Here is a 17,123-nt window from a genome sequence, read left to right on the forward strand (position 1 = left end):
AAAGGACATGGTGTTCCCGCCGGGGTGGACAGCCCCGACGTGTCAGCTCTGTTTCCAGAGGCCGACCAGTCCGACCAGCGGCGCCGTTGCCGGCGCACGCGATGATCGGGCCAGGATGGCCCCCGCTACCGCATCAGTCAGCCTGGCGGCGCAGGAAGGCCGGGATGTCCAGGTAGTCGTTCGGCAGCTCTGCAGCAGCCGGCGACGCCGACGAGGTGGAAGCAGACACGGTGTCCGAGCTCGGACGACGCAGGCCCATGCCCATGGTGTGACCCACGGCCTTGGCCACGGCATCGGCCGGGCTCTCGTACTCTTCAAACTCGGCCTGGCCGGTGGTGGCGTTACGCACCAGCTTGATCGGGCCGCGCTCGCCCGGACGCTGCGCGTTCTTGGCAACGGCACGGTTCAGGCCGGTGGCAACCACGGTCACCTTGATCTCGTCACCCAGATCCGGATCGATCACGGTGCCGATCACCACGGTGGCGTCTTCCGACGCAAAGGCATGCACGGTGCGGCCGATTTCGTCGAACTCGCTCATGGTGATGTCGGTGCCGGCGCTGATGTTGACCAGCACGCCATTGGCGCCGGCCAGGTTCACGTCGTCCAGCAGCGGGTTCTGGATAGCGGCCTCGGCGGCAGCCTGGGCGCGGTCATCACCACGTGCGGTGCCGGTGCCCATCATCGCCAGGCCCATTTCCGACATCACGGTGCGCACGTCGGCGAAGTCGACGTTGATCAGGCCCGGACGCACGATCAGATCGGCGATGCCCTGCACGGCGCCCTGCAGCACGTCATTGGCAGCGCGGAAGGCCTGCACCATGGTGGCATTGCGGCCGAGCACGGTGATCAGCTTTTCGTTCGGGATGGTGATCAGCGAATCGACGTGCTGGCTCAGCTCTTCGATGCCCTTCAGTGCCACCTGCATGCGGCGACGGCCTTCGAACGGGAACGGCTTGGTGACCACGGCAACGGTCAGGATGCCCATTTCCTTGGCCAGCTGTGCCACCACCGGTGCAGCACCGGTGCCGGTGCCGCCGCCCATGCCGGCGGTGATGAACACCATGTCCGCACCCTGCAGGGCGTCCATGATGCGCTCGCGGTCTTCCAGTGCGGCCTGGCGGCCGACTTCCGGGTTTGCGCCTGCGCCCAGACCCTTGGTTACGTTGGTACCCAGCTGCAGCTGCAGCTTGGCGCCACAATTCTTGATTGCCTGCGAGTCGGTGTTGGCGGTGATGAATTCCACGCCATCCACGCTGCTGTTGACCATGTGCGCCACGGCATTACCGCCGCCGCCGCCCACGCCAACGACCTTGATCACCGCGTTCGGTGCCATCTTTTCAATCAGTTCGAAATGCGCCATGTCCATGTCCTCTCTATTGCCGTGATTGGGTCGAGCATCCGGGAAGAATCCTTCTCCTTCTGCGCCCGCCCGCACCGGCGAGTTGTTTTAGGTGTACCGCTTCGGGTTGCCCCTGCACGGTGGTTGTTGCTTGCTTCAATGACTGCGTTACTGCACTTCGTCTTGCCTTACTGCTTGTCCTGCTGACTGCCTCACTGCCCTGCCACCGGTACCGCGCTCAGAACTCGCCGCGGAACCAATTCTTCAATTTGTTGAACATGCTGCCGGCGCGCCCGGTGGGCAGCGACGGACGTCGCGGGTGTTCGATCTGGCTGCCCATCAGAAGCAGGCCGACGCCGGTGGCATGCACCGGGTTACCGACCACCTCGCCCAGGCCGGTGACGTGCTGCGGAATGCCAACGCGTACCGGCATCTGCAGCATTTCCTCGGCCAGCTCGACCACGCCTTCCATCTTCGAAGCGCCGCCGCTGAGCACCAGGCCCGCACGCACCATTTCCTCGAAGCCGGAGCGGCGCAGTTCGGCCTGCACCATCTCGAAGATTTCCTCGTAACGGCCCTGCACGGCCTGCGCCAGCGAATGACGCGGCATGCGACGCGGCGGGCGATCGCCGACCGACGGCACCTGGATGCTTTCTTCGGCCGTCGCCAGCTGTGCCAGCGCACAGGCGTAACGCACCTTGATCTGCTCCGCTTCCGGGGTCGGCGTGCGCAGCATGTGGGCGATGTCGTTGGTGACGTGGTCGCCGGCGATCGGCAACGACGCGGTATGGCAGATCGCGCCCTGGATGAATACCGCGATGTCGGTGGTGCCGGCGCCGATGTCGACCATCACCACGCCGAGCTCGCGCTCGTCGGCGGTCAGCACGGCCACGCTGGAGGCCAGCGAGGACAGCACCAGATCGTCCACCTGCAGACCGCAGCGCTGCACGCACTTGCTGACGTTTGCGGCGGCTGACTGTGCACACACGACCAGATGGGCGTGCACTTCCAGGCGCACGCCGGTCATGCCGACCGGATTACGGATGCCTTCCTGCGAATCATCCAGCACGTACTCACGCGGGATCGCATGCAGGATCTTCTGGTCGGCGGGGATGGCCACGGCCTTGGCCGCGTCCAGCACGCGATCCAGATCGCCCCAGCTCACTTCGCCTTCGCGGATCGGGGTAATGCCCTGCGAGTTCCGGCACTGCACGTGATTACCGGAGATCGAGGCGTACACCGAGCGGATCTCGCAGCCGGCCATCAGCTCGGCTTCTTCGATGGCGCGCTGGATCGACTGCACGGTGGATTCGATATCCACCACCACGCCGCGCTTGAGACCGCGCGATTCGTGCGAGCCGATACCGATGACCTCGATCGGGCTGCCCGGCGAGTACTCGCCGACCAACGCCACCACCTTGGAGGTGCCGATATCCAGGCCAACGATCAGTGATTTGTCACCCTTGCGGTTCATGTCCTGTCCTGCGTCTGCTTTGTTGCCGGCGGCGGGGTTCCCCAGCTCAGCGTGAATCCATTGGTATAGCGAAGGTCGGCGCGCACGATCGGCACCTGGGTGCGGGTCAGCTGCGGCAATACGCGCACGAAGCGGCTCAAGCGTGAGCGAGCGTCGTTGCGGCCAACGATCACTTCGGTGCCGTTATCCAGCGCCAGCGACCAGCTGCCGCGCGCGTCCATCGCCACTTTGCGCACGTCCACACCGGCCGGTGCGAACAGAGCGCGCGAATCGTTGTACAACTCGACCACTTCGGTGGTCATGCCATCGGGGCCATCGAGTTCGGGCAGTGGTGCGTTCTCCAGACCATGCGGCACCGCGAACAAGCGGCCTTGCTCGGACAGCAGGCGATCCTTGCCCCAGCGTGCAAACGGACGGTGCTCGACGATGCTTACTTCCAGCACATCCGGCCACTGCTTGCGGACCTGCGCGCTTTCCACCCACGGCAGCTTTTCCACTGCAGCCTGCGCGTCCTGCAACTTCACTGCGAAGAAGCCCGAGCGTGCATACGGCAGCAAGGCCTTCTGCAGTTCTTCAGCCGGCACGCGCTTGAACTCGCCATGTACGCGCAGCTTGGCCAGCGGCCAGCGCTCCGCACCGACCCAGCCATTGACCACGGCCACTACTGGCAGCACCACCAGAGCGATGGCCAGCAACCAGGCGAGTATGCGCAGCACGGCATTCATCGTGCGTCCTCCCCTGCAGCGCGGCCGCAGGCCACCGTCGCAGCCCGCAATGCGGTTGCTTGGGTACGGCGCAGCGGCAGCGCGATAGGCATCATTCGCCCTTGGCCTCCTGGAAGCCGTGGGTGACCACCTGCTGGACAACGGCGCCGATGTCGCCTGCCCCCATCATCAACAGCAGATCGCCGTCCTGCAGCACGTCGGGCAGCACCGAAGCCAGATCGGCGGAATGACTCACCACCACCGGCTCGCTGCGGCCACGCGCGCGAATTGCCCGTGCCAGCGATTTGGAATCGGCCCCCGGAATCGGCGCTTCGCCGGCCGGGTAAACCTCGCTAAGCACCAGCGCGTCCACTTCCGACAGCACCGCTGCGAAAGCGTCGAACTGATCACGGGTACGGCTGTAACGGTGCGGCTGGAACGCCACCACCAGACGCTTGTCCGGCCAGCCGCCACGGGCAGCGGCAAACACCGCTTCCAGCTCGCGCGGATGATGACCGTAATCGTCGATCACGCGCACCTTGGCGCCCTTGTGGGTGGTGACTTCGCCCAGATCGTTGAAGCGACGGCCAACGCCTTCGAACTTCTCCAACGCAGCAGCGATGTCTTCCGGCGCCACGCCCAACTGCCAGGCCACCGCAGCGGCAGCCAATGCATTGAGCACGTTATGCTTGCCCGGCAGTGCCAGCGTGACCGGCACGCTGGTGCCTTCCGGCAGACGCAGGGTGAAGCGCATGCGCGGGCCATCCTGCACCACGTCTTCAGCGCGTACGTCGGCATTGCTGCTCAGGCCGTAGCTCATCACGTGACGCGGAGTCTTGGCAGCCAATGCGGCCACTTCCGGATCATCGATGCACAGCACCGCCAGGCCGTAGAACGGCAGGCGCTGCAGGAACTCGGCGAACGCTGCCTGCACGCGGGCGAAGTCGTTGCCGTAGTTCTCCAGATGGTCGGCGTCGATATTGGTAATCACTGCCACCAGCGGATTCAGACGCAGGAAGCTGCCATCGCTTTCATCGGCCTCGGCCACCAGCCACTGGCCGCCGCCAAGCTTGGCGTTGGCACCGGCAGCCAGCAACTGGCCGCCGATCACGAAGGTCGGGTCCAGCTTGCCTTCGCTCAGGATTGCAGCGGTCAGCGAGGTGGTGGTGGTCTTGCCGTGGGTACCGGCGACGGCGATGCCGCGACGGAAACGCATCAGTTCGGCCAGCATCGCCGCACGCGGCATGATCGGAATGCGCTGGCTGCGCGCTTCCATCAGCTCGGGGTTGTCGTCGCGGATGGCGCTGGAAACCACGATGCAGTCGGTGCCCAGCACATTGGCAGCGGAATGGCCGCGCATGACACGCGCGCCCAGTCGCGCCAGGCGGCGGGTGGCGGCGTTGTCGGCGTTGTCGGAACCGGAGACTTCATAGCCCAAGGTCAGCATCACTTCGGCGATACCGCTCATGCCGGTGCCGCCGATGCCGACGAAATGCACGCGCGGGAAGGCGCGGACCAGGTCGGTGGTGTCGTTGAGGCGGCGGATCATGCCTGGCCTCCGGTGTGGCTGGCGCGGGTGCGCGATGCCGTGTTCATGCTGCTTCCTCAAGAATGATGTCAGCGATGCGTTCGGCCGCATCGACCTTGGCCAACCCACGCGCGGCTTGCGCCATCTGCATGCGGTGGCCGGGATTGTTTGCCAGCGTGCGCAGCACGCCTTCCAGGTTGGTCGCCAGCGCGTCGTCCTGCTTGAGCAGTTCGGCGGCACCGCGTTCGACCAGATATTCGGCATTGCGGGTCTGGTGGTCGTCGACCGCAGCGGCGAACGGCACCAGCACGCTGCCGATACCGACCGCACACAACTCGGCCAAGGTCGACGCGCCGGAACGGCACACCACCAGATCGGCCCAGCTGTAGGCGGCCGCCATGTCCTTGATGAACATGTCGACGCGGCCTTCCACGCCAGCAGCGCGGTAGGACTGCAGTGCTTCTTCGTGCAGCTTCTCGCCGCACTGATGCCAGACCTCGATGGCGACGCTGTTACCGAGCGCAGCCATGGCCTTGGGCATGGCGTTGTTCAGGGCGCGTGCGCCCTGGCTGCCGCCCAGTACCAATACCCGCATCGGTCCACTGCGACCAGCCAGACGCTGCTCCGGTGCCGGCAATGCGGCGATCTCGGCACGCACTGGATTGCCGACCACCTCTTCCTTGCCTCCGGCAAAGCTGCCCGGAAAACCGGACAGCACGCGGCGCGCGAAACGCGACAGGATGCGATTGGTCATGCCCGGCGCGCGGTTCTGTTCGTGCACCAGCAACGGCAGGCCATGCAGGCGGGCGGCGATGCCACCCGGTCCGGAAGCAAAACCACCAAAAGCCACCACCGCACGCGGTTTGCGATCACGCAGTACATAGCCAGCACTGCGGATCGCGCGCATCACCCGGATCGGAGCGCCCAGCAGGGCCAGCTTGCCCTTGCCGCGCAGGCCGGAGATGGCCAGCGTGTCGACGTGGATGTCGTGCTGCGGAACCAGACGGGTTTCCATCGCGCCGTCAGCACCCAGCCAGGTGACCGGGACGCCGCGCTCGCGCAGCACCTTGGCCACGGCCAGACCCGGGAAGATATGGCCGCCGGTACCGCCGGCCATGATCATCACCGGACGCTGGTCCTTGTTGGTATTCGCGGAGGCCATCAGGCGATCCTCCCGAAAGTTGGCTCGACGCGCTGCTGCATGCGGCTGGTGCCGCGCGCGGCACTGCTCTGCGCTGCGGCAGCAACCGCGGTTGCGGTGTCCATGCGCGGCTCGGCCGGTGCGGCGTCGTGCGTTTCGGCAACGTCCAGTTCGACGCCATCGAGGTCCTCGCGGACTTCCTGGCGGCGCACCGCACGGTTGTATTCATAGGACACGCGCAGCAACAGGCCCATCGCCACGCAGGTCATCATCACACTGGAGCCGCCAGAGGAGATCAGCGGCAGGGTCAGGCCCTTGGTCGGCAGCATGCCCAGGTTCACGCCGATCGAGACGAAGGTCTGCAGGCTGATCCACAGGGCAATGCCGAAGGCGATGTAACCAGCAAAGTGGCGGCGCATTTCAATACAGCGCAGGCCCAGCCAGAACGCACGACCGACCAGCAGCACATACAGGCTGATGATGCCGCACACGCCGATGAAACCCAGCTCCTCGGCGATCACCGAGAAGATGAAGTCGGTATGCGATTCGGGCAGGTAGTTGAGCTTCTGGATCGACGCACCCAGGCCCACGCCAGTCCACTCGCCACGGCCGATCGCCATCAACGCATTGGACAGCTGGTAGCCCGAACCCAACTGGTCCTGCCACGGGTCCATGAACGAGGTGACGCGACGCATGCGGTAGGGCTCGAAGATCACCAGCGCGATCAGGCCCGGCAACAGCAGCAGCACCGGCAGGATGATGCGCTTGATCTGCGCACCGCCCAGCACCAGCATGCAGGTGGTGATGCCCAACAACAGCATCGACGAACCGAAATCTGGCTGCAGCAACAACAACACGACCAGTACGCCGACCACACCAACCGGCTTGAGCATGGCCTGCCAGGTGGCATTGACCTCGTCACGGAAGCGCACCAGGTAGCTGGACAACCAGACGATGTACAGCACCTTGACCGCTTCCACGGTCTGGAATTTGGAGAAACCCAGGTTGATCCAGCGCTGCGCGCCGTTGACGCTGCTGCCCAAACCCGGCACGAACACCACGATCAGCAGCGCGAAGCAGCCCAGCAACAGCAGCTGGTTGTACTTCTCGATCTCCTTCAGCTCCACCCGCATCGTCACCGCAGCCAGGATCACGCCGATGGCAATGAAGATCAGGTGGCGGGTCAGGTAATAGAACGGACTCTGCGTCAGCGCGATGGAGCTGGAAGCCACCATCACGATCCCGATCGAAGCCAGCGCCACGGCGGCGCCAAGCAGCCACTTGTCGTAGCTGCCACCAATGGCTTCAAGTCGGGTTGCCTGACGCGCGTAGTCGTCCATCAGCGCACCTTTAGCGTTGCCAGGCCAATCAACACCAGCACCACCGAGATGATCCAGAAACGCACGATCACACGCGGCTCAGGCCAGCCCTTCAGCTCGAAGTGGTGGTGGATCGGCGCCATGCGGAACACGCGCTTGCCGGTGAGCTTGAACGAAGCCACCTGGATCATCACCGACAGGGTTTCGATCACGAACACACCGCCCATGATCACCAGCACCAGTTCCTGGCGCACGATCACCGCGATGGTGCCGAGCACCGCGCCCAGCGCCAGCGCGCCGACGTCGCCCATGAACACCATGGCCGGATAGGTGTTGAACCAGAGGAAGCCCAGGCCCGCACCGGCAATCGCCGCGCAGATGATGACCAGTTCACCGGCGCCGGGAATCTGCGGAATCTGCAGGTAGCTGGAGAACACCGCATTGCCCGAGGCATAGGCGAACACGCCCAGCGCACAGGCCACCAGCACCGTCGGCATGATCGCCAGACCATCCAGACCATCGGTCAGGTTGACCGCGTTGGAGAAGCCGACGATCCAGAAGTAGGCAATCGCGACGAAGCTGATGCCTGCCAGCGGCAAGGCGATCGACTTGAACATCGGGATGTAGAAGGTGAGCTCAGCCGGCACCACCGCGGTCTTGTACAGGAAGATGCCGGCGGCCAGACCGAAGATCGACTGCAGCGCGTACTTCCAGCGCGACTTCAGGCCGTTCGGGTCGCGCTTGGCGATCTTCAACCAATCGTCGTACCAGCCGATCGCACCGAAGCACAGCATCACCACCAGCACCAGCCACACGTAGCGGTTGCGCAGGTCGCCCCACAGCAGCACCGAGACCAACACCGTGGTCAGGATCAAGCCGCCGCCCATGGTCGGCGTGCCGGCTTTGGAGAAATGCGACTGCGGGCCGTCCTTGCGGATCGGCTGACCGCCCTTGAGCTGGGCCAGGCGACGGATCGCCATCGGGCCCAACCACAATGACAGCGACAATGCCGTCAGGGCGGCGAGGATGCCGCGGAAGGTGATGTAGTTGAACAACCGGAACAGGCCGTCCAACTGCTGTAGCCAACGGGCCAATTCAAGCAACATGTGTAGTGTCCTCGCCGCGCTTCAACAGCGCAGTCACGATCTTGTCCATGGCGCTGCCGCGCGAGCCCTTGACCAGGCAACGCACACCAGCATGAAGTTCGGTTTCCAGCGCGGCTGCCAGCGCGGCGTGGGAGTCGAAATGACGCCCGCCTTCGCCGAATGCCGCCGATGCCGCTGCGCTCAGCGGTCCCAACGTGTACAGGCGCTTCAGCCCGGCTTCGCGCGCACGCTGGCCGGCCTGTGCGTGCAGCGACTGCGCGTCCGGGCCCAGCTCACGCATATCGCCCAGCACCAGCCAGCCTTCGCCCTTGCCGGCTGCCAGCGCGGTGATCGCCGCTGCCAGTGAGCCCGGGTTGGCGTTGTAGCTGTCATCGATCAGCACTGCACCGTTGCCCAGCACGTGCGCCACCTGACGACCAGCGACAGGACGCGCCTGCGCCAGGCCTTCGACGACCAGCGGCAGCGCAATACCAGCGGCCAACGCCATCGAGGCGGCGGCCAATGCATTGAGTACGTTGTGCCGGCCCGGCAGCTGCAGCACGACCTCGGCATCACCTTGCGGCGTGCGCAGCTGGAAGCGTGAACCAGCCTCGTCGAGCACGATGCCGGTCGCGGTGACGTCGGCGCTGACTTCCAGACCGAAGCGGATCACCTGATGGTCACCAGCACGCGCAGCGAAGTACGGCGAGAACGCATCGTCGGCATTGACCACCGCAACACCGCCATCGCGCAGGTCGTCGTAGACGGCTGCCTTGGTGTTGGCGATCTCCAGCAGGCTGCCCATGCGCTCCAGATGTGCCGGCGCGACATTGTTGACGATGGACACGTCCGGCGCGGCGATGGCGGTCAGGTAGGCGATATCGCCCGGCTTGCCGGTGCCCATCTCGTAGATGGCGAAGTCGGCATCTTCCGGCGCATCGATCACCGCCAGCGGCAGGCCGATCTCGTTGTTGCGGTTGCCCGGCGTGGCGTACACATGCTGGCCCAGCACCGCAGCAGCGTGCTGCATCACGGCCAGCAGCAGGTTCTTCACGCTGGTCTTGCCGTTGCTGCCGGTGATGGCGAACACGCGGGTAGCGCGCTGCTGCTGCATCGCGGCGGCAATCTTCGCCAGCGCCAGCTCGGTGTTGGCAACCACGATCTGCGGCACTTCCAGCGGCAACAGGCGATCGACCAACAGGGCGCTGGCGCCCTGCTCGACCGCAGTGGCGGCAAAGTCATGGCCGTCGAAACGCTCACCGCGCAGGGCGACATACAGGCTGCCCGCTGCCAGCGTGCGCGTGTCATTGCTGACCGCATCGATGCTGGCGTCGTCGCCGTGGATTTCGCCACCGGCCCAATGGGCAATCAGCGACAGCGGCGTGCGCTTCATGGACGCACCTCCGCAGCAGCGGAACGGCGCGCCTGCAGCGCACGCGATGCCACGTCGGTGTCATCGAAAGGATGTTTGATACCTGCAATCTCCTGGTAGGGCTCATGGCCCTTGCCGGCGATCAACACGATGTCGCCAGCCCCTGCCTGTGCAACCGCGGCGTCGATGGCGCGGGCGCGATCGCGCACCACGTTCACCTGCGCAGGCGTCACAAACCCGGCCATGATGTCGGCGACGATCACGTCACCATTCTCGCCGCGTGGATTGTCGTCAGTGACGAATACCACGTCGGCCAATTCCTCGGCAATTGCCGCCATCTGCGGACGCTTGCCGGTGTCACGCTCGCCACCGCAGCCGAACACGCACAGTAGACGGCCATCAAGATGGCCATGCAGGCTGCGCAGCGCCTGTTCCAGCGCATCGGGGGTGTGCGCGTAATCGATGACCACGGTCGGCTCGCCCTGGCCGCCGAGGCGGTTCATGCGGCCACGGATCGGCTGCAGCTGGCCCAGCACCTTGGCGATGCTGGCATTGGTTTCACCCAGACCATGCAGCGCTCCGGCAACCGCCAGCAGGTTGTCGATGTTGAAACGACCGAGCAGCGGCGAGCGCAGCGCATGACGTTCATCACCAATGACCAGATCAAAGCCCAGCCCCTGCCCGTCCAGCACCAGATTCTCGGCGCGGATGGTGGCGCCAGCCTGACCCGTCGAGCTCAGGCCGATAGCCTGCACGTCCGCCGCCAGCGTGGTGATCAGCTCACGGCCGAAGGCGTCGTCCAGATTGATCGCCGCTGCCTTCAGGCCCGGACGATGGAACAGCTTGGCCTTGGCCGCGCCGTAAGCTTCCATGTCGCCGTGATAATCGAGGTGATCGCGGGTGAGGTTGGTGAACACCGCCACGTCGTAATGCACGGCATCGACGCGGCCCTGATCCAGGGCATGCGAGCTGACTTCCATCGCCACTGCCTTGGCACCGCCATCGCGCAGCTGGGCCAACACTTCATGCATCTGCAGCACCAGCGGCGTGGTGAAACCAGTCGGCACCACATCGCCGTACAGGCCAACACCCAGGGTACCGATCGAGCCGCTGGGCGTGCCCAGCAGATGCCAGGCCTGGCCGAGCAGCTGCACGGTCGAGGTCTTGCCGTTGGTGCCGGTGACGCCCACCATGGTCATCGCCCGCGAGGGCTGGCCGTGGAACTGGTCGGCCATCGCGCCCATGCGCGAACGCAGACCGGGCACAGCGATGGCATCGGCCGGTGTCGGCAGTTCGGCCGGAGCCGGCGGATCAAACAGGATTGCGGCCGCACCGGCAGCCTTGGCCTGTTCGACAAAGCCCAGCCCATGCGCGCCAAAGCCGGCGATTGCGACGAACGCATCACCGGCCCGTACATGCCGCGAATCCAGAACCAGGCCGCCGATCTGCGGGTCCTGTGACAGGACCAGATCCGGCAGCAGCTGTGACAACTTCATTGTGTGGCTCACTGGCGCACCTCCGTGGCGGCTGGCGTCGGAGCGACAGCCGTCGGCAGTGCGGCATCAAATTCGGCCGTGGCGTTCGGTGCCTCGTCCGGGTCCTGCGGAACTGGCAGCGGCGCAGCACTGCTGCCCGGCTTGCCACCCACCTTGCCAGCGGCCTGCGCAGCCAGCCACGACTGGATGTCGTCCGGCGGCACGTCCATCAAACGCAGCGTGCCTTCCATCACGTGGTGGAACACCGGTGCGGAGACCAGACCACCGTACTGCAGCGAGCCCTGCGGGTCGTTGACAACGATCACCGCGGCGTAGCGCGGCGCAGTGGCCGGCACGACACCGGCGAACAGCAGGTTGTAGTGGCCGCGCTCGTAGCCGTTGGGGCCGTTCTTGCGCGCGGTGCCGGTCTTGCCGGCCACGTGGTAACCGAGGATCGCCGCCTGCTTGGCGCCGCCGTTGGTGACCACGGTTTCCATCATGCGCACGACTTCGCGCGCCACTTCCGGGTCGATGACCTGGCGCGCTTCGTTGCGCTGGCCCTTGATGAAGGTCGGCTGGATCACCTGCCCGCCATTGGCCAGCGCCGAGTACGCCTGCGCGATCTGCAGCGGCGTCACCGACAGGCCGTAGCCGTAGGACATGGTGGTCTTGGTGGTGCCATACCAGCTCGGGCTGCCCGGGCGCGCGACCACACCCGACGATTCGCCGGGGAAGCCGCTGTGCGGTGCCACGCCGTAGCCGAAGCCACGCACCGAGTCGTAGAAGGTCTGATCCGGGATGCGCGCCACGATCTTGGCCGCACCGATGTTCGAGCTGCGGGTGATCACGCCGGTGACATTGAGCACGCCGTTGTTACGCGGCACGTCACGGATGGTGTAACGACCCAGCGACATGTAACCCGGATTGGTGTCGATGATCGTGTCCGGCGTCACCACGTGGTTCTGCAACGCAGTGGCAATGGTCAACGGCTTCATCGTCGAGCCGGGCTCGACCAGATCGGTGACCGCGCGGTTGCGGCGCGTGTCCGGGGTAGCACCACTAACCGAATTCGGGTTGTAGGTCGGCAGGTTGGCCATGGCCATCACTTCGCCGGTAGCCACATCCATGATCACGATGGAACCACCAGCCGCCTTGTTGGTGGTGACCGCATTGCGCAGCTCGCGCATCGCCAGGAACTGGATGCGGCGGTCGATACTCAGGGTCAGGTCCTTGCCCGGCTCGGCAGGACGCACCAGATCGATGCTCTCGACGATCGCGCCCTTGCGGTCGCGGATGACACGCTTGGCGCCCGGCTTGCCGCGCAGCCATTCGTCGAAGGCCAGCTCCAGCCCTTCCTGGCCGAGATCATCGATATTGGTGAAGCCCAGCACGTGTGCCATCGCCTCACCCTGCGGGTAGTAGCGACGGAACTCGCGCTGCGAGAACACGCCCGGAATCTTCAGCGCGACCACCTGCTCGGCCACATCCGGATTGATCCGGCGGCGCAGGTACATGAATTCCTTGTCGGCCTTCTGGGTCAGCTTGGTGGTCAGCTCATCCACCGGCAGCGACAGCGCGCGCGCCAGCTCGGGAATACGCTCGGGCGTGCGCAGCAGCTCCTGCGGATTGACCCAGATCGATGCCACCGGCGTGGACACCGCCACCGGCTCGCCATTGCGATCGGTGATCATGCCGCGCGAGGTCGGGATCGGCACATCGCGCAGGAAGCGGGCTTCGCCTTCACGCTGGTAGAAATCGTTGTTGATCAGCTGCACATACGCGGCACGGCCGACCAGCGTCACCGCACACAGACCCAGCCCCACGCCAACCATCAGCATGCGGTTACGCAGGTTGAACTGCGTGCGGGTACGGTTGCGGCTGGGCTTGTTCATGGCCGGATCACCACGATGTCAGCGGCCTCGGGGAACTTCATGCCGAGGCGGCCACGGGCTTCCTGGTCCACGCGCGTGGCCTGGGCCAGGGTTGCCTGCTCCAGCTGCAGACGGCCGAACTCGATGTTGATCTCGTCGCGCGCGTGTTCCAGCTTGGACAGCTCGACGAACAGCTGGCGGTGGCGATGGCGCATGAACACCACGCCGATTGCCGAGGCAATCGTGCACGCCAGCAGGACGATCAACAGCAGGCGGCTCATCCGGCCACCTCGCACTTTTGGGCCACGCGCAGCACAGCGCTGCGCGAGCGCGGGTTCATCGCCAGCTCGTCGTCATCGGCCTTGATGGCGCCACCGATCAGTTCCAACGTCGGCACGAAGGCCTGCAGCTCCGGCAGCCGACGATTGGTCGGCGGCGCCTTGGCATGGCGGTTCATGAACTGCTTGACGATGCGGTCTTCCAACGAGTGGAAGCTGATCACCGCCAAGCGGCCACCGGGCTTGAGCCGCGCCATCGCCGCGTCCAGACCGGCTTCAAGGTCGGCCAGTTCGCGGTTGATGTGGATGCGGATGGCCTGGAAGCTGCGCGTGGCCGGATGGATCTTGTCCTTGCCGCGCGGCATCACCGAAGCGATCAGCTCGGCCAGCTCAGCGGTACGCGTGAACGGCTGCTTCTCGCGACGGGCAACAATGGCACGGGCGATGCGACGGCTCTGCCGCTCATCGCCATAGGTGAAGAGCACATCGGCGATTTCGCGGTCTTCAGCGCGGTTCAACCAATCCGCAGCGCTTTCACCCGAATCCGGGTCCATGCGCATGTCCAGCGGGCCGTCCTTGCCGAAGCTGAAACCACGCTCGGCCACGTCGAGCTGCGGCGAGGACACGCCCAGGTCGAACAGAACGCCATCCAGGCCGGCAGCGGTTTCGCTCCAGTCCAGCAGATCGGCAAAGCTGCCGCGATAGATCGAGACACGGCCGTCCGGCGCGAAATCGCGCTCGGCCACGGCAATGGCCTCTGGATCCTTGTCCATCACCAGCAGACGCCCGTCCGCGCCGAGCTGGCGCAGCACGCCGCCAGCGTGACCGCCACGACCGAACGTGCCATCCAGATAAGTACCGTTTTCGATCACCCTCAGGCCCTCAAGGACCTGGGTGTACAGCACCGGCAGGTGAGCTGCCGGCGGCTGCGACACCGTTGGGTGACCGGCCTGCGCTCCTCCGCGCACCCGGGCACCCCGGCTCACAACTTCAGATCGAGAAGCCCATCGCCCAGATCCTCGTCAGACAACGTCTGCTGGATCAGTGCGCGATGCGCTTGCTCGCTCCACAACTCAAACTTTTCACCCATGCCCATCAGCACTGCTTTCTTCTCGATGCCCACCGCGCTGCGGTGACTGGACGGCAGGCTGATACGGCCATTGCCATCCAGTTCCAGGTGGGCGGCCGAGCCGACAAGCTTCTGCTGCAGGGTGCGCACTACACGCTGGGTATTGGGCTTTGCCATTACGTCGTCCCGCACCCGCTCCCACTCCTGCTCTGAGTACAACCACAAGCAACCGGCTTCGAACGGGTTGTAGGTCAGCACAAGGCGATTACCGCTGGCACGCGCGACCAGGTCGCGATAAGCGGTTGGCACCGCCATGCGTCCCTTGTCGTCAACCGTGATGGCAGTCTCACCCTGGAACACGCCTGTGGCACCCGTTCGTTGGTTTTGCTTGGGAAGTTATTGAACCACGAAAAACCACAAAAAACCCGGTTTCCCCTCTGATGCCCACCTTAGCAGCGGCCTTAGGGTTGTCAACAACTTTTCGTGCACAAAATCACGTGCCGCATCAATGGTTTGCAGCAATGTTTAGAGAGTTGTTCAAGGTTTATCCACAAGTTACTGGTTTATCTCAAATTTTGAGATTCCCATGAAATTCAGTGGTGTAGAGGTGGCGTGAAAACGGACCCCCAGCCCAGCCGCCATTCAGCAGCACTTGGCTGACACCCGCGCAAAACGGCACACTCCGTGCATGTGCCTTGTCGCTCTCGCCTGGAAAACCCACCCGCATTGGCGCCTGCTCATGGCCGGCAACCGCGACGAATTCCACGCCCGCCCAACTGCGCCCCTGCAGCGCTGGCCATTGCCGCACGACAACGTCATTGCCGGCCGCGACCTGCGTTCCGGCGGCAGCTGGGTGGGAGTGAATCTGCGCGGCCAAGCCGCCGTGGTCACCAATGTGCGTGACCCGAGCGCAGCCACCGGCGGGCCTTCGCGCGGTGAACTGATCGCCAGCTACCTGGCCGACGGACAGCCGGCCACGGACTATGCCGACACTCTGGCCAGCCGGGCGTCGGCGTTTGCACCGTTCAATCTATTGGTCGCCGACGCCGAGAGCTGCAGCTATCTGGGCAACCATCCACAGGCCCGACAGGACCTGGCGCCGGGCGTGCATGGCATGTCCAACGGTGCGCTGGATGCACCCTGGCCCAAGACCCGTCGTTTGATGAGCGTACTCGAGGATTGGCTTGCCGCAGGGAATGACGGCCTGGAGCCGCTCTGGGCAGCGCTGGCTGATGAGCAGCAGGCACCAGACGCACAGCTTCCAGCTACCGGTGTTCCGCTGGAGTTGGAACGGCGGCTGTCGAGCGCGTTCATATGCGGGACCGACTACGGCACCCGCGCCAGCACCATCGTGGCTATCGGTCAGGATGGCGGCGGCTTCATCCATGAACGCCGCTTCGGACCAGAGGGTGTGTATTTGGGGGAGACGCGCATGCAGATTGGGAAAGAAGGCCTGGGCTCCTAGCCCCCTCACCTTGGCTGAAGCCTGATCCCCTCCCTTTTGCCGCAGGCGAAGGGGAGGGCCAGGGAGGGGTGCTTTGGCTTTGGCTTTGGCTTTGGCTTTGGCTTTGGCTTTGGCTTTGGCTTTGGCTTTGGCCCACAGCCAAAGCAAGATCAAAAGCTCCCCCCATCCGCCCTTCGGGCACCTTCCCCCGCAAGCGGGAGAAGGGAAAGAAAACAGCAAGGCAGGAGCAGGAGCAGAAGCCAAAGCCACTGCCACTGCCACTGCCAAAGCCAAAGCCACTGCCACTGCAATAGCAACGGCAACGGCCAGAGCCACAATCAGGGCCAGAGCTGGAGCCAAAAACAGAGCAAAAGTCGCAGCCACAAAAGCTATAGCCGCACTTCCCCCCGCCACGATGCGCAGCGAGCCAAGCAAAAAGTCCGAAGAGCAACAGCCCACTTTAGTAAAGGGGGCGCGCCGACAGGCGCGGGGAATTGGAGGGCAGAGGCCCGGGGCCCAAAGTTTTGCGCTGCAAAACTTTGGGGCTTTCATCGCCCGCCAGGCGATGAAAGCGGCGGAGCCGGCCGATAAGCCGGGTTTTGTCGTGGACAGTCATTCCTCTAGGCGCTACGTCACCGTAACGCTCAAGCAACCTACCCGGACCCGACGCGGGCCACGCCATTAGGTCCCTATTTGGTCTTGCTCCAGGTGGGGTTTGCCGTGCCGGTCTGTTGCCAGACTCGCGGTGCGCTCTTACCGCACCATTTCACCCTTACCACGCGCCCTGCTACCCCTTTGCCGTCTCCGGAAGCACTTGGCCAGCTTCGCTGGCAATCCGAAACACCGTCGCTTCGGCCAGCGGCGGCAAAGGGGTAACAGGGCCGTTCGGCGGTATCTTTCTGTTGCACTTTCCGTCGGCTTGCGCCGCCCAGGCGTTACCTGGCACCTTGCCCTGTGGAGCCCGGACTTTCCTCGGCATTCCCGAAGGAATGACGCGACTGTCTGGCCGACTCCGCCGTGCGCA

The 17,123-nt window shown here is 64.8% G+C and carries 13 protein-coding genes, 1 other RNA gene and 1 pseudogene; 1 reads left to right on the forward strand and 14 read right to left on the reverse strand.

Features of this window, described 5'->3' with window-relative positions; genetic code table 11:
• Positions 1 to 133: 133 nt before the first annotated feature.
• The 13 genes and pseudogenes from ftsZ to mraZ form a co-directional block, all read right to left on the reverse strand.
• The gene (gene ftsZ / locus ACVOLL_RS06595) at positions 134 to 1,360 is read right to left on the reverse strand and encodes a cell division protein FtsZ (RefSeq protein WP_481512177.1); all 1,227 of its coding nucleotides are present in this window, start codon (positions 1,358 to 1,360) and stop codon (positions 134 to 136) included.
• 217 nt (positions 1,361 to 1,577) lie between these two features.
• Positions 1,578 to 2,813: a cell division protein FtsA gene (gene ftsA / locus ACVOLL_RS06600; protein WP_481512178.1), complete on the reverse strand. Its 1,236-nt coding sequence runs from the start codon at positions 2,811 to 2,813 to the stop codon at positions 1,578 to 1,580.
• Complete coding sequence (locus ACVOLL_RS06605; RefSeq protein WP_481512179.1) at positions 2,810 to 3,538, reverse strand: cell division protein FtsQ/DivIB; 729 nt, start codon at positions 3,536 to 3,538, stop codon at positions 2,810 to 2,812. Before ACVOLL_RS06605 ends, ftsA begins: the two co-directional genes overlap by 4 nt.
• 91 nt (positions 3,539 to 3,629) lie before the next feature.
• The gene (murC, locus tag ACVOLL_RS06610) at positions 3,630 to 5,066 is read right to left on the reverse strand and encodes a UDP-N-acetylmuramate--L-alanine ligase (protein WP_481512180.1); all 1,437 of its coding nucleotides are present in this window, start codon (positions 5,064 to 5,066) and stop codon (positions 3,630 to 3,632) included.
• 43 nt (positions 5,067 to 5,109) lie between these two features.
• Positions 5,110 to 6,207, reverse strand: coding sequence for an undecaprenyldiphospho-muramoylpentapeptide beta-N-acetylglucosaminyltransferase (murG, locus tag ACVOLL_RS06615; protein WP_481512181.1), 1,098 nt, complete (start codon positions 6,205 to 6,207; stop codon positions 5,110 to 5,112).
• Between the two features lie 185 nt (positions 6,208 to 6,392).
• Positions 6,393 to 7,526 (reverse strand): annotated as a pseudogene (gene ftsW, locus ACVOLL_RS06620) (putative lipid II flippase FtsW); the annotation flags it as partial.
• On the reverse strand, positions 7,526 to 8,611 hold the full coding sequence (mraY, locus tag ACVOLL_RS06625) for a phospho-N-acetylmuramoyl-pentapeptide-transferase (protein WP_057627465.1): 1,086 nt from the start codon (positions 8,609 to 8,611) through the stop codon (positions 7,526 to 7,528). The gene mraY and the pseudogene ftsW, both read right to left, overlap by 1 nt.
• Positions 8,601 to 9,983 (reverse strand): UDP-N-acetylmuramoyl-tripeptide--D-alanyl-D-alanine ligase, encoded by a 1,383-nt coding sequence (locus tag ACVOLL_RS06630; protein WP_481512182.1) that lies wholly within the window; start codon positions 9,981 to 9,983, stop codon positions 8,601 to 8,603. The genes mraY and ACVOLL_RS06630 overlap by 11 nt, the downstream gene beginning before the upstream one ends.
• The gene (locus ACVOLL_RS06635) at positions 9,980 to 11,458 is read right to left on the reverse strand and encodes a UDP-N-acetylmuramoyl-L-alanyl-D-glutamate--2,6-diaminopimelate ligase (protein ID WP_481512183.1); all 1,479 of its coding nucleotides are present in this window, start codon (positions 11,456 to 11,458) and stop codon (positions 9,980 to 9,982) included. The genes ACVOLL_RS06630 and ACVOLL_RS06635 overlap by 4 nt, the downstream gene beginning before the upstream one ends.
• An 8-nt stretch (positions 11,459 to 11,466) precedes the next feature.
• Complete coding sequence (locus ACVOLL_RS06640) at positions 11,467 to 13,329, reverse strand: peptidoglycan D,D-transpeptidase FtsI family protein (protein WP_481512184.1); 1,863 nt, start codon at positions 13,327 to 13,329, stop codon at positions 11,467 to 11,469.
• The gene (gene ftsL, locus ACVOLL_RS06645; RefSeq protein ID WP_282266357.1) at positions 13,326 to 13,589 is read right to left on the reverse strand and encodes a cell division protein FtsL; all 264 of its coding nucleotides are present in this window, start codon (positions 13,587 to 13,589) and stop codon (positions 13,326 to 13,328) included. The genes ACVOLL_RS06640 and ftsL overlap by 4 nt, the downstream gene beginning before the upstream one ends.
• Positions 13,586 to 14,554 (reverse strand): 16S rRNA (cytosine(1402)-N(4))-methyltransferase RsmH, encoded by a 969-nt coding sequence (gene rsmH / locus ACVOLL_RS06650; protein ID WP_481512245.1) that lies wholly within the window; start codon positions 14,552 to 14,554, stop codon positions 13,586 to 13,588. The genes ftsL and rsmH overlap by 4 nt, the downstream gene beginning before the upstream one ends.
• Before the next feature lie 14 nt (positions 14,555 to 14,568).
• Complete coding sequence (gene mraZ / locus ACVOLL_RS06655; protein ID WP_057627453.1) at positions 14,569 to 15,015, reverse strand: division/cell wall cluster transcriptional repressor MraZ; 447 nt, start codon at positions 15,013 to 15,015, stop codon at positions 14,569 to 14,571.
• 328 nt (positions 15,016 to 15,343) lie between these two features.
• Between mraZ and ACVOLL_RS06660 the strand changes: the two genes are divergently transcribed.
• Positions 15,344 to 16,120, forward strand: coding sequence for an NRDE family protein (locus ACVOLL_RS06660; RefSeq protein ID WP_481512185.1), 777 nt, complete (start codon positions 15,344 to 15,346; stop codon positions 16,118 to 16,120).
• A 551-nt stretch (positions 16,121 to 16,671) separates the two neighbouring features.
• Here the strand turns inward: ACVOLL_RS06660 and rnpB are convergent.
• An RNA gene (gene rnpB / locus ACVOLL_RS06665) (RNase P RNA component class A) lies at positions 16,672 to 17,113 on the reverse strand.
• Between the last annotated feature and the right edge of the window lie 10 nt (positions 17,114 to 17,123).

The organism is Stenotrophomonas sp. STEN035, assembly GCF_056759935.1.